General features: G+C 62.6%; 15 protein-coding genes. 3 read left to right on the top strand and 12 right to left on the bottom strand.

Translation table 11 applies throughout. The annotated features are described in order from the left end of the window. Positions 1–38: 38 nt before the first annotated feature. The 7 genes from AC0L24_RS25925 to AC0L24_RS25895 form a co-directional block, all read right to left on the bottom strand. Complete coding sequence (locus AC0L24_RS25925; protein ID WP_473564288.1) at positions 39–341, bottom strand: hypothetical protein; 303 nt, start codon at positions 339–341, stop codon at positions 39–41. A gap of 93 nt (positions 342–434) precedes the next feature. Continuing rightward, complete coding sequence (locus tag AC0L24_RS25920) at positions 435–974, bottom strand: MerR family transcriptional regulator (RefSeq protein WP_127270980.1); 540 nt, start codon at positions 972–974, stop codon at positions 435–437. Positions 975–1099: 125 nt separating this feature from the next. Continuing rightward, positions 1100–1423 (bottom strand): integration host factor subunit alpha, encoded by a 324-nt coding sequence (locus tag AC0L24_RS25915; protein WP_013532231.1) that lies wholly within the window; start codon positions 1421–1423, stop codon positions 1100–1102. Between the two features lie 103 nt (positions 1424–1526). Then, positions 1527–2498, bottom strand: a complete 972-nt coding sequence (locus AC0L24_RS25910) for a beta-ketoacyl-ACP synthase III (RefSeq protein WP_127320649.1) — start codon at positions 2496–2498, stop codon at positions 1527–1529. A 9-nt stretch (positions 2499–2507) separates the two neighbouring features. After that, the gene (gene plsX, locus AC0L24_RS25905; protein WP_127272087.1) at positions 2508–3578 is read right to left on the bottom strand and encodes a phosphate acyltransferase PlsX; all 1071 of its coding nucleotides are present in this window, start codon (positions 3576–3578) and stop codon (positions 2508–2510) included. Between the two features lie 113 nt (positions 3579–3691). Then, positions 3692–4240, bottom strand: a complete 549-nt coding sequence (locus tag AC0L24_RS25900) for a YceD family protein (RefSeq protein ID WP_027162417.1) — start codon at positions 4238–4240, stop codon at positions 3692–3694. After that, positions 4237–4785, bottom strand: coding sequence for a ubiquinol-cytochrome C chaperone family protein (locus AC0L24_RS25895; RefSeq protein ID WP_127329707.1), 549 nt, complete (start codon positions 4783–4785; stop codon positions 4237–4239). The genes AC0L24_RS25900 and AC0L24_RS25895 overlap by 4 nt, the downstream gene beginning before the upstream one ends. 114 nt (positions 4786–4899) lie before the next feature. Between AC0L24_RS25895 and AC0L24_RS25890 the strand changes: the two genes are divergently transcribed. Continuing rightward, complete coding sequence (locus tag AC0L24_RS25890) at positions 4900–5412, top strand: outer membrane protein assembly factor BamE (RefSeq protein ID WP_127267855.1); 513 nt, start codon at positions 4900–4902, stop codon at positions 5410–5412. A 278-nt stretch (positions 5413–5690) separates the two neighbouring features. Here AC0L24_RS25890 and AC0L24_RS25885 read toward each other — a convergent pair whose 3' ends face one another. Beyond that, positions 5691–7832, bottom strand: a complete 2142-nt coding sequence (locus tag AC0L24_RS25885) for a sodium-translocating pyrophosphatase (RefSeq protein ID WP_473564287.1) — start codon at positions 7830–7832, stop codon at positions 5691–5693. Positions 7833–8189: 357 nt separating this feature from the next. Between AC0L24_RS25885 and AC0L24_RS25880 the strand changes: the two genes are divergently transcribed. Both AC0L24_RS25880 and AC0L24_RS25875 read left to right on the top strand, forming a co-directional pair. Next, positions 8190–8390: a type II toxin-antitoxin system HicB family antitoxin gene (locus AC0L24_RS25880; RefSeq protein ID WP_127329711.1), complete on the top strand. Its 201-nt coding sequence runs from the start codon at positions 8190–8192 to the stop codon at positions 8388–8390. Next, entirely contained in the window at positions 8387–8593 is a 207-nt protein-coding gene (locus tag AC0L24_RS25875) for a type II toxin-antitoxin system HicA family toxin (protein ID WP_127396164.1), read from the top strand. Before AC0L24_RS25880 ends, AC0L24_RS25875 begins: the two co-directional genes overlap by 4 nt. 11 nt (positions 8594–8604) lie before the next feature. Here AC0L24_RS25875 and AC0L24_RS25870 read toward each other — a convergent pair whose 3' ends face one another. From AC0L24_RS25870 to osmF, 4 genes are read right to left on the bottom strand one after another with little or no spacing between them, the layout of a single operon-like run. Beyond that, positions 8605–9354 carry an ABC transporter permease gene (locus AC0L24_RS25870; protein WP_128288394.1) on the bottom strand — a complete coding sequence of 250 codons (750 nt, stop codon included), beginning with the start codon at positions 9352–9354 and terminating at the stop codon, positions 8605–8607. Beyond that, positions 9351–10289, bottom strand: coding sequence for an ABC transporter ATP-binding protein (locus AC0L24_RS25865; protein WP_473564285.1), 939 nt, complete (start codon positions 10287–10289; stop codon positions 9351–9353). The genes AC0L24_RS25870 and AC0L24_RS25865 overlap by 4 nt, the downstream gene beginning before the upstream one ends. Further along, positions 10286–11449, bottom strand: coding sequence for an ABC transporter permease (locus tag AC0L24_RS25860; protein ID WP_127810699.1), 1164 nt, complete (start codon positions 11447–11449; stop codon positions 10286–10288). The genes AC0L24_RS25865 and AC0L24_RS25860 overlap by 4 nt, the downstream gene beginning before the upstream one ends. Positions 11450–11504: 55 nt before the next feature. Next, positions 11505–12416 (bottom strand): glycine betaine ABC transporter substrate-binding protein OsmF, encoded by a 912-nt coding sequence (gene osmF, locus AC0L24_RS25855; RefSeq protein WP_127397086.1) that lies wholly within the window; start codon positions 12414–12416, stop codon positions 11505–11507. Between the last annotated feature and the right edge of the window lie 175 nt (positions 12417–12591).

Raw genomic sequence — 12591 nt, 5'->3', positions numbered from 1 at the left:
TTCTCCTGCTCGTATCCCCGGGATTTGGGTTCTAGAATTCAGCGCCGGCTGAACAGCAGACTGGCGACAAGACCGACCACCACAAGGCCCACCGCCGCGGCAGCCGCCGGATGGTCGCGGGCCGACCTCTCGATCACCCTGCCCTGTTTACGGATTGCCGGCATGGCGTCGCGCAGGCGACCGGCGAGATCGGAATAGGTGTCCAGCGCGGCATCGCGACCGTCCTCGTAATACGCGCCGCCTCGCCTTGCCACGGCCCTCTTCAAGCTGGCCAGTTCCTTGGTAAGAGCCGCGACCTGCCTGTCGAGATCGATGTCGGAGAGGGTCGAAAATGATGCCATTGGTATGTTTCCTTCACTTGCAGAAGGAAGCGTAACGCCTCACCGGAAGACGGGTTCCGGCTTTCGAACTGTCGATGTCGCGTCTGGCCGCGGTCAGCGCACCTGGTCAAGCAGGCGCTTGCATTCCAGGAGGTCGAACAGCGCCTCCTGCAGCAAGGCCCTGTTGTCGCGCGAGAGTTTCGACGCATCCGGCTGCACCGGACCCTCCTCGTCGCTCTTGCCCAGGCCGAAAAAGCGGCGGCTGGGTTTGACGCGGGGCTGGCCAACCAGTTCGTCGTCCATGCCGCGCGGCTGGGCCGCAGGCGTCAGCGGCACCTGATCGGCCTGCTTTCGCTGCGAGATCGCCTCGACGGCGGCCATGTCGCCATTGCCGATGGCAACCAGGAAATGGTTGCCGTTCTCGCGCAACAGCTTCTGCACGCCCTTGATGGTGTAGCCCTGGTCGTAGAGCATGTGGCGGATGCCCTTGATCAGCTCGACATCCTGCGGCCGGTAGTAACGACGGCCGCCGCCGCGCTTCATCGGCTTGATCTGGTTGAAACGCGTTTCCCAGAAGCGCAGCACATGCTGCGGCAGATCGAGATCTTCGGCGACCTCGCTGATGGTACGAAAGGCGTCGGGGCTCTTGTCCATGGGCGAATCCTCACGCTGGACGATGATCCGACCTACCTGCCGAATCGGGGCTTATTTCAGCGGTTTATGAAGCAATATTCAAGCCCGGCGTCATGGCGGCGACGGTTTTCAACCGCGCAGTAGGACTACTTGCCGCTTTTGGCCTTGCCGCTCTGATGGGAGCGCAAGATACGGCTCTTCAGCACATTCGACGACTTGAAGGTCATCACCCGACGCGGCAGGATCGGCACTTCCTCGCCGGTCTTGGGATTGCGGCCGATGCGTTCGTTCTTGGAGCGGACGTGGAATGTCGCGAAGGACGACAGCTTCACCGTCTCGCCGCGCACGATGGCTTCGCAGATTTCATCCAGCACCGCTTCGACGAGCTCGGCCGATTCAGTGCGCGACAGGCCGACCTTCCGGTAAACTGCCTCGGCAAGGTCGGCGCGCGTAAGTGTCTTTCCCCCCATGCGACCGTCCCATCAGCTCAAAACATAAAATTCGGCACAACAACGGCAGAGCCTAAGTAATTGATCCGTCAAGGTCAAGGACCGAAACTGGACCGTTCGGCACTTACCAGCGAACCAGGACAGCGCCCCAGGTGAAGCCGCCACCCATCGCTTCCAGGAGGACGAGATCGCCCTTCTTGATGCGGCCGTCGGCGACGGCCACCGACAGCGCCAACGGCACGGAAGCAGCCGAGGTGTTACCGTGCAAATCGACCGTAACCACCACCTTTTGCTCAGCTATCCCGAGCTTCTTGGCGGAAGCGTCAATAATTCGTTTATTGGCCTGGTGGGGCACGAACCAGTCGAGATCATCGGCTGAGATACCCGCTTGCGCGAACGTCGCCTCGATGACGTCGGTGATCATGCCGACCGCATGCTTGAAGACTTCGCGGCCCTCCATCCGGAGGTGGCCGACCGTACCCGTGGTCGACGGCCCGCCGTCGACGAAAAGCTTGTCCTTGTGCGTGCCGTCGGAGCGCAGGCTGGCCGCCAGAACGCCATGGTCGGCGATCGCGCCCGTCCCCTCGCCTGCTTCCAGGATCATGGCACCGGCGCCGTCGCCGAACAGCACACAGGTCGAGCGGTCGCTCCAGTCGAGGATGCGCGAGAATGTTTCCGAACCGATCACCAGGACACGCTTGGCCAGGCCGCCGCGGATGTAGAGATCGGCGGTGGTCACGGCATAGACGAAGCCCGAACAGACCGCCTGCAGGTCGAAGGCAAAGCCGTGATGCATGCCGAGCCGGTTCTGGATCTCGACGGCAGTGGCCGGGAACGTGTTGTTGGGCGTCGAGGTCGCCAGCACGATCAGATCGATGTCGGCGGGCGTGAGGCCCGCATTGGCAAGTGCGGCACGTGCCGCTGCTTCCCCCAGCGAAGCCGTGGTCTCGTCGTCACCAGCGATATGGCGCTGGCGAATACCGGTACGCTGGGCGATCCACTCGTCGGAGGTCTCGACCATGCCTTCGAAATCGGCATTCTTCATGATTCGGCGGGGCAGCGCGGCGCCCGTGCCGCGCACGACTGATCTGATCAAAGTTCTTTCCTATTCCTTTGCGTCGGTGACGACGTCGGATTTCCTAGATGACAGGGCACGCGGGTTGCGCGCATGAAACAGGTCCAGATCGGCCTCGATGCGGTCGAGGAGGTTGTTGCGGACCATGTCATAGCCGAGTTCGATCGCGGCGGCGAACCCGTCAGAATCAGCACCGCCATGGCTTTTGACGACGATGCCGCTCAACCCCAGGAAAACGCCGCCGTTGGAGCGGCCGACATCCATCTTTTCGCGCAGGCGATCGAAGGCGCCCTTGGCGAAGATATAGCCGATCCTGGCCATCAGAGTCCGGCTCATCGCCGCGCGCAGATAGCCACCGATCTGGCGCACCGTGCCTTCCGCCGTCTTCAGCGCGATGTTGCCGGCAAAGCCTTCGGTGACGACGACGTCAACCACGCCCTTGCCGATATCGTCACCCTCGACGAAACCGTGATAGTTCATCGAGGCCATGTTGGCTTCGCGCAGCATGCGCCCGGCCTCCTTGACCTCTTCCTGGCCCTTGATCTCCTCGACGCCGACATTGAGCAGGCCGACGCTGGGCCGGGCTATGCCGAAGACCGAGCGCGCCATGCCGGTGCCGAGAATGGCAAAATCAATGAGCTGTTGCGCATCGGCCCCAATGGTCGCGCCGACGTCCAGCACCACGCTTTCGCCGCGCAATGTCGGCCAAAGGGCTGCGATCGCCGGGCGATCGATGGTGGCCATGGTGCGCAGGCAAAATTTCGACATCGCCATCAGCGCGCCGGTGTTGCCGGCGGAAATGCAGGCGTCGGCCGTGCCGGCCTTGACCGCCTCGACGGCCTTCCACATCGATGACTTCCAGCGGCCGTGGCGCAGCGCCTGGCTCGGCTTGTCGTCCATCCTGACCGCAACTTCGCAATGGAAGAATTCGCTGATCTCGGCGAGCTTGGGAAATTTGGCAAGTTCGGGGCGCACGACTTCCTCACGCCCGAAGATGACGAAGCGGATGTCGGGACGACGGGTCGCGACCGTCATGAGCGCTGGAATGACCACGGCTGGTCCGTGATCGCCGCCCATGGCATCGATGGAAATCCTGATCACGCGGTATTTATCTCACGGTTAGGCGGCAGGTCGCTTGAGCGACCGCGAAGGTTCGGCGAAAATAACGGTTTTGGGCTGCCGCACAACCGACTTTTCCGTCGCGGGCGAGCTTTTCAGGATTTTCCCAGCAAGGATCGCAGTTTTTGCTGAAATTCATTCTCCGCCGGTTCGGTCTCGCTGCCGGCATTGAGCGATGCGCCCTGCTTACGCGGATAGGGGTCGATGGCGAGCCCGAAATACTGTTCGGCGAGTGCCCCGACATCGATCGTGTCACCGGAAAATGTCTCTGGACTGTCAGGGCCTTCCGCATCGAGCAGGATCTCGCCGCCACCATCGAAGCCCTGCCGTCCGAGCTTGGAATCCTCGGGCAGCAGCAGCGCTTCGACCGGTTCGTCGATATGCGCTTCGACAGGCTCGAGCGTGACGATGCAGGCCTGAGTGATGTCGGCCTCGACGCGGCCGCTGATCTTCACGCCATTGCGCTTCCATGACGCGACCAGAAGCTCGGCGCGATAGGATTCGACCGAAATCAGCCCGTGCTCCTCGGCCAGTGCCGCACGCTGTGCGGCATCGGCCTCGATAACCAGCGGCAGGCCCTTCTGCGGCAGGCGCGTAATGTTGGCGCGGAAGGAGACCGGGCTTTGCGGGTCAACATGCTTCATTGTTCAACCTCCTTGGCGGCGGGAAAGGTCAGCGTGCCGGAGACAATCGATTCGGATGGCTGCGCGGCCAGATGACTGCGCGCGTCGGTAACATAGTTGGCCAGCAGCGATGCTTCCAACCAGGCGCCCGCGTCAGGCCGGACATTGCGGGCAAGAGCCGCGGTCAGCCCGTCATGGTCGTTTCTTTCCAAGGCATCGTCATAGGCAGCGGTACGGCCATAAAACATCTTTGCCAGCTTTTTCATGCGTTTGGGCACGCCAACGTCGCCAATGCCCAATTCCCGCAACGAATGGTCGACGTCGAGGAAGAACTCGTCGATCAGCACCTGGGCGACCTCCTGCGCCGCACCGCTCTCCCCGCGCAACCTGTGCTGGAACAGGAACATGTGCAGCGACAGCATCTCGAAACGGCCAAGCGGCGTATCTGGCACATTCCAGTGGGAATAAAACACAGTCTGCCGCGCCGCCGCCACGATTTGTGCGTAAAGCGCCTCGGTGATAGCGCGGTTCGCGTAGCGTTCGCGGCCAAAAAAGCGCTGGAACATTGGGGATGGTCTCCTGGGGACCGTTTGTTGAAGTGGGCTTGTTGCATCGGCAAGCAAGCTGGTTTACCGGTTTCGCGGCCCAGCGCAAGTTGCGGCCAGCTAATGGAGTTGTTGTTGCGCGCGCTGAATTTCAAGTCGACCTTCTCGTCCAGGCCCGCCGGCGCGATCTCGCTGCTGATGATCGTTTCGGCACTGTCCGCCTGCCACACCTCCAAGATGATGGGCGATCTCAGCCCGAGCGAGACGCTGACGCAAGGTTACGTCATAGACCAGCAGGCAATCGACCTGGTGCCGGTCGGTTCGAGCCGCGAGCAGGTGCTTCTGGCGCTCGGCACGCCGTCGACGACCGCGACCTTCGACAACGAGGCATTCTATTACATTTCGCAGACGCGCAAGCGCTACGTCGCCTTCGACAAGCCACGGCTCATTGACCAGCATGTGCTGGCTGTCTATTTCGGCGCCGATGGCCGTGTCACCCAGATCGCCAATTACGGGAAGAAGGATGGCAAGATGTTCGACTTCATCTCGCGCACCACACCGACCGGCGGCAAGGACCAGAACTTCCTCAGCCAGGTCATCAACGGTGCCAGCAAGCTGGCGCCCGGCATTCCCGGCGGCGGCGTCTAATTCCCTTCGGCTTCCATTCCCGGAAGCCTCGTCATCTCAGGCGACCAAAAACCCGCGGGAGCGATCCTGCGGGTTTTTGTTATGGGTCACCAGTCGGGCACGGCCACTGGCATGCTGCAGTGGCCACCACTGAAAACACGACGCTGGGCCCGGCATAAGGTGCCAGCGCACGCATTGCGAAGACCGGGCGAAAGCGAGCGCTGAAGGATAGTTTGGCTTTGCCTCAACAAAAAACCCGCGGGATCGCTCCCGCGGGTTTTTTCGGGCTGAAGCCTTGATCAGCCCTGCGCGAGCACCGCCAGCAGCAAGAGTGCGACGATGTTGGTGATCTTGATCGCCGGGTTGACGGCCGGGCCAGCGGTGTCCTTGTAGGGATCGCCGACCGTGTCGCCGGTCACCGAAGCCTTGTGCGCCTCGGAACCCTTGAGATGCTTGACGCCGTCCTTGTCGACAAAGCCGTCTTCGAAGGACTTCTTGGCGTTGTCCCAGGCACCGCCGCCAGAGGTCATCGAGATGGCGACGAACAGGCCATTGACGATGACGCCGAGCAACGAGGCACCCAGCGCTGCAAAGGCGGACGCCTTCGAGCCCGAGATCAACAGCACGCCGAAATAGACCACGAGCGGTGCCAGCACCGGCAGCAGCGACGGGATGATCATCTCGCGGATCGCCGCCTTGGTCAGCAGATCGACCGCGCGTGCGTAGTTCGGCTTCGAGGTGCCGGCCATGATGCCCGGATCCTCGCGGAACTGCTTGCGCACTTCCTCGACGATGGCGCCCGCCGCGCGGCCGACGGCCGTCATGGCGATGCCGCCGAACAGATATGGGATCAAGCCGCCGAAGATCAGGCCGGCGACGACGTAGGGGTTGGAGAGATCGAAGGAGATCTCGCCCATGCCCTGGAAGTAGGGATATTTGTCGCCATTGGCGGCAAAGAACTTCAGGTCGTTCGAGTAGGCGGCAAACAGCACCAGTGCGCCGAGACCGGCCGAGCCGATGGCGTAGCCCTTGGTCACCGCCTTGGTGGTGTTGCCTACCGCGTCGAGCGCGTCGGTGGAGTGGCGCACTTCCTTGGGCAGGCCGGCCATTTCGGCAATGCCGCCGGCATTGTCGGTGACCGGGCCGAAGGCGTCGAGCGCAACGATCATGCCGGCAAGACCGAGCATCGTCGTGACCGCGATCGCCGTACCGAAGAGGCCGGCAAGCTGATAGGTCGAGATGATGCCGCCGACGATGACGATCGCCGGCAGCGCCGTCGATTCCAGCGAGACCGCAAGGCCCTGGATGACGTTGGTGCCGTGACCGGTGACCGACGCCTGAGCGATGGAGTTGACCGGGCGCTTGTTGGTGCCGGTGTAGTACTCGGTGATGACGACGATGAGACCGGTCACCACGAGGCCGATCAGGCCGCATATGAACAGGTTCTTGCCGGTGATGACCATGCCGGCGACTGTGCCGATCTCGCCCCAGCCGAGCGTCACCTGTGTGGCGACGCCGAGGCCGACGATGGACAGCAGGCCGGTGACGATCAGGCCCTTGTAGAGCGCGCCCATGATCGAGCCGTTGGAACCGAGCTTGACGAAGAAGGTGCCGACGATCGAGGTCAGGATGCAGGCGCCGCAGATGGCGAGCGGATAAAGCATGGCCGCACCCAGCACGGCGGTGCCGCCAAAGAAGATGGCAGCCAGAACCATGGTGGCGACGACGGTCACCGCATAGGTTTCGAACAGGTCAGCGGCCATGCCGGCGCAGTCGCCAACATTGTCGCCGACATTGTCGGCGATGGTGGCCGGGTTGCGCGGATCATCTTCGGGAATGCCGGCTTCGACCTTGCCGACGAGATCGCCGCCGACGTCGGCGCCCTTGGTGAAGATGCCGCCACCGAGACGAGCGAAGATCGAGATCAGCGATGCGCCGAAACCGAGCGAGACCAGCGAGTCGATGACGATGCGGTCATTGGGCTGGAGGCCCATGAAGTGGGTCAGGATGAGGTAGTAGATCGACACGCCGAGCAGGGCCAGGCCAGCAACCAGCATGCCGGTGATGGCGCCCGATTTGAACGCGATGTCGAGGCCGGCAGCGAGGCTGTTCGATGCGGCCTGCGCCGTACGAACGTTGGCGCGAACGGAGACATGCATGCCGATGAAGCCGGCGGCGCCCGAAAGCACCGCACCGATCAGGAAGCCGATCGCGGCGGTGATGGACAGCAGCCACCAGGCGAGCACGAGGACGACGACGCCAACGATGGCGATGGTGGTGTATTGACGCGCCAGATAGGCTTGTGCGCCCTCGCGGATAGCCGCGGAGATTTCCTGCATGCGTGCATTGCCTTGATCGGCCGCAAGGACCGAACGTGTCGCCCAGATGGCGTAAAGGATTGAAAGCAGGCCGCAGGCGATGACGGCGGAAATAATTGTCATTGCCGGATTTTCCTCGATTGATGGCCCAAAAGAACCCCTCCCTGGGCCGTTGAGACAAAGACCGGATTCCGCGCACGGAATCCGCCTCTTCGCATCGGTGTATGCGAAACAGGGCTGCGAACGTCAAGATATTGTTCGGTTTTTGCCCGGCTTTCGCCTAAATGGTTTAGACGGCGGCGTGCTTGGCAATGATGTCGCCTGATTAGATCGATTGAAATGACGCTGCGGCACTGAGCTGTCAGCTCCTCCCACCCGATACGCTAGCGACGTGGAGCGTGAACGCGTCCGCCGGCGCCTATGCTTCTTTGCAAAGACCTGTAGGGTAGCCTATCTTCAGGATGGAACCGGAGCTAGCCTATGAATTTCAAAGCTATTATCCACGAAGCCGACGAAGGCGGGTTCTGGGCAGAGGTGCCGGCAATTCCGGGCTGCGCGACCCAGGGCGAAACCATGGAAGAACTTGTCCAGAATTTGCGTGAAGCGATCGAAGGCTGCCTCTCAGTAGAGCCGCTGTCATTCACGTCGGAGCCTGGGCGGATCGTGGAAATCGCTGTTTGAAGTCCATTTCCGGCAAGGAATTTGCGCGTGCCGTCGAACGGCAAGGCTGGAAGCTTTTGCGCATCGCCGGAAGCCACCACATCTATGGCAAGCAGGGAAGCATTGTTCGGCTTTCAATCCCTATTCATGCCAATAAACCGCTCAAAACCGGACTTCTACGACATCTCCTAGCGCTCGCTGAAATGAACGAGCGCGATATCTGAGATACTGTCGACTATTCGGCCTCTCTGCCCATGCGGCGCGCCGTGTAGCGCTCGATCGCCGACAGACCGTCATAGATCAGCACGGCAAGCGCTGCCACGATCAGGCCGCCTTGCAGGATGAAGGCGAGATTGTTGGACAACAGCCCGGCGATGATCACTTCGCCCAGCGTTTTGGCTGCCACGGTCGAACCGATGGTCGCGGTGGCAAGACTGATCACCACCGACAGCCTGATGCCGCCGAGAATGATCGGGGCGCTGAGCGGCAGCTCGACCTTGGTGAGCCTTTGCCAACCGGTCATGCCGGCGCCGCGCGCCGCCTCGACGACATTGGCCGGCAGCGTCGTCAGGCCGGTCAGTGCATTCTCGAAAATCGGCAGCAGGCCATAGAGAAACAGGGCGATCAGTGTCGGCTTCTCGCCGAAGCCGACGGCCGGTACGGCAAGCGCCAGCACCGCCACCGGCGGAAAGGTCTGACCGATGTTGACGAGGCTGCGCGATAGCGGCAGGAATTCAACACCGACCGGCCTGGTGACCAGGACGGCAAGCGCCACCGCAACGATGGTTGCCGCCACGGTGGCGATCAGAACCGTGCGTAAGTGCAGCAGGGTCAGCGTCAGCAGACTGCCCTGGTTGTAGATCACCGGCGCGTTGTTTTCGGTCAGCGGCTTCAGCAGCGGCACGAACCACCCGGGATTGGTGACGAAGGCGACAAGCAGCACCACCAATGCTAGCCTGAGCAGCGATGGAAGCCAGGCCTTCATGCCGGCCTCGCCGCACGCTTCACCAGCCCTTCGACGGTCACGCGGCCAAGCGGCTTGCCGTCGGCGCCTTTGACCGGCAGCGCCGGCCGGCCCGACCACAACAATTCGGCCAGCGCGTCGCGCTGGCTCGCATCGCCGGGGATCGCCTCACCTTCGGCGGAGCCCTTCTCCACGGCATCGCGGACACGGCCGAGCGACAGCAACCGGAACGGCCTTTCGCTGGCGCCAACCAGGGTCTCGACGAAGGCGCTTGCCGGCTTTGCCAGGATCTCGGCCGGCTTGGCGTATTGCACCAGCTTGCCGGCATCCATGACCGCGATCTTGTCGCCCATATGCACGGCCTCTTCCATGTCGTGGGTGACGAGGATGATGGTGGTGCCGAAGCGCTTCTGGATCGCCAGCAGATCTTCCTGCGCCTTGGTGCGGATGATCGGGTCGAGGGCGCCGAACGGTTCGTCCATCAACAGCACGTTGGGTTGGGCGGCGAGTGCGCGGGCAACACCGACGCGCTGCTGCTGGCCGCCGGACAGTTCGTGCGGGTAGCGAGGCCCGAAGGCTTCGGGATCGAGCTGATAGAGCGTCATCAACTCGTCGACCCGGGCCTTGATACGGTCCTTGTCCCAGCCAAGCAGCACCGGCACGGTGGCAATGTTCTGTGCCACCGTGCGATGCGGAAATAGGCCGTGGCCCTGGATAGCGTAGCCGATGCTGCGGCGCAGCTCGTAGCCGGGCAGCGAACGATTGTCGGCGCCGTCGAGCTTGATGATGCCTGAGGTCGGCTCGACCAGCCGGTTGATCATGCGCAGCAGCGTCGTCTTGCCGGAACCGGACGTGCCGACAATGACGGCGATGGTGCGCGGCTCGATGACCATCGACACGTCATCGACCACGGTCGTCGCGTCATAGCGCTTGGTGATGCCTTCGATCTCGATCATGCCGTTTCAACCCTGCGCCTGGTGGCGGTCATTTCGATCACCGCATCGAGGATGATGGCGGCGGCAAAGGCGAGCGCGACCGTTGGCACCGCGCCAAGCAGCACAAGGTCCATCGCCGTCTGGCCCACACCCTGGAAGACGAACACGCCGAAACCGCCGCCGCCGATCAGCGCGGCAATGGTGGCGAGGCCGATGTTCTGCACCAAGACGATGCGGATGCCGGTGAGGATGACAGGAAAAGCCAGCGGAAACTCGACGCCGAACAGGCGCTGCCTGTCGGTCATGCCCATGCCGCGCGCGGCGTCGTTGGCGGCGCGCGGCACGCCGGCGAGACCGACCACGGTGTTGGCCACTACCGGCAGCAGCGAGTAAAGGAACAGCGCCACAAAAGCCGGTGCGGTGCCGATGCCGCGAATGCCGAGCGCGGCAGCTCCCGGCACATGCGTGGCAACCCAGCCGAGCGGCGCGATCAAAAGGCCGAACAGCGCGATCGAGGGAATGGTCTGGATGATGTTGAGCACGTTGAGAACGCCGGCGCGCAGACTTTCGACACGATGGCAGAGAATGCCGAGTGGCAGGCCGACGACCACCGCCGCAAGCAGCGACCCTAGCGCCAGCGTTACATGCTTGGAGCCCTCTACCCAGAAACTGCCGGCGCGGTTGAAATATTCCTTCAGGATCGACAGATTGTCCCAGCTTCCCGAAATCAACAGCAGCCCGATCGCCAAAGCCGCGACCACAAGCACGCCAACCCGCGCCAATGGGGACAGGTTCAGCCTTGTCAGCACGTCGGCGAGCAAAAGCGTGAAGGCAAAGATCAGAATCCAGAAACCGGAGGCTGGCGAAACTCTGGCGAAGGTGTTGCCCGCCGGCGTGAGAAATGTTCCGGCGACACCGATCAGCAGCGCAAGCGCGGCCAGCGCCATCACGCTGGCGGCAAGGCGCAGCACAAGTGGTGTCTTGAACAGCGCAATGAGTGCTGCGGCGACAATGATGGCGAGCAGCAGCGTTCCGGTCGTTGCCGGCAGCGCATCGAGAATCGAGCGCGCCTGGCCGGGGACGATGCGGTTGGCACGGAACGTGGCAAAGGGGGCGGCGAAGGCCGCATATGCTGATATCGCGGCGATGACCACGCCGAGCTTGTCGAAGCGGCTGTTCACGCTCTGCCCCGTCAGTCGATCCGGCGCGCCACGAAAGCGACGCGCCGGAATCCTCCTACTTCAGGAAGCCGTTCTTCTTCAGGAAGTCCTCGGCGACGCCCTTGACCGGCTCGCCGCCGACCTGCACGCGACCGTTCAGCTCCTGCAGCGTGACGAGGTCGAGCTTGGCGAAGACCGGCTTCAGCAGCGTCTCGATCTCGGGATGCTCCTTCAGCACCGCTTCGCGGATGATCGGCGCCGGCTGGTAGACCGGCTGCACGCCCTTGTCGTCGTCGAGCACGACGAGCCCGGACGGTGCGATGCCGCCATCGGTGCCGTAGACCATGGCCGCATTGGCGCCGTTGGTCTGGTTGGCGGCCGCGGCAATGGTTGCCGCCGTGTCGCCGCCCGAGAGCGTGATCAGCTGGTCCGGCTTCAGCGTGAAGCCATAGGTGGTCTGGAAGGCCGGCAGTGCAGCCGCCGAATTGACGAACTCGGCGGAAGCCGCCAGCACCACCTGTCCGCCGCCCGCGACATATTTGCCGAAATCGGTGAGCGTGGCGAGCTTGTTGGTTTCGACGACTTCCTTGCGCAGCGCGATCGCCCAGGTGTTGTTGGCGGGCGACGGCGACAGCCAGACGATCTTGTTGGCGTCGTAGTCGAGCTTCTTGGCCGTTTCATAGGCCTTGGCGGCGTCTTTCCAGACCGGGTCGTCGGCCTTTTCGAAGAAGAAAGCGGCGTTGCCGGTATATTCGGGATAGATGTCGATCTCGCCGGCGGTGATCGCCTTGCGCACCACCGGCGTGCCACCGAGCTGGATACGGTCCGATGTCTTGATGTTGTTGGCGTTGAGCACGAGCTGGATGATGTTACCGAGCACGCCGCCCTCTGTGTCGATCTTGGAAGAGACAACCACCTGAGCATTGGCGGAAGCCACCGTGATGCCGAGCGCCAATGCCGCGCCGGCCAGAAACTTGACTGAAAACATTGTGAAACCCCTTGCTATGAACCGAAACGCGGTGACCGCATATGAGCATGGCTTCAACGGCCAGTCGGGGCACACGGTTTCATAACAGTAGGTACAGACGCAATATTTTTGTTCCGAAGCGGTAAATTCGGCCGACATCGTGCTGACAGCGCCGTGTCAGGTGAAACGGCGGATG

It is taken from the genome of Mesorhizobium sp. WSM4809, from assembly GCF_055811655.1.
This window is presented reverse-complemented; position numbering and strand designations above follow the sequence as displayed.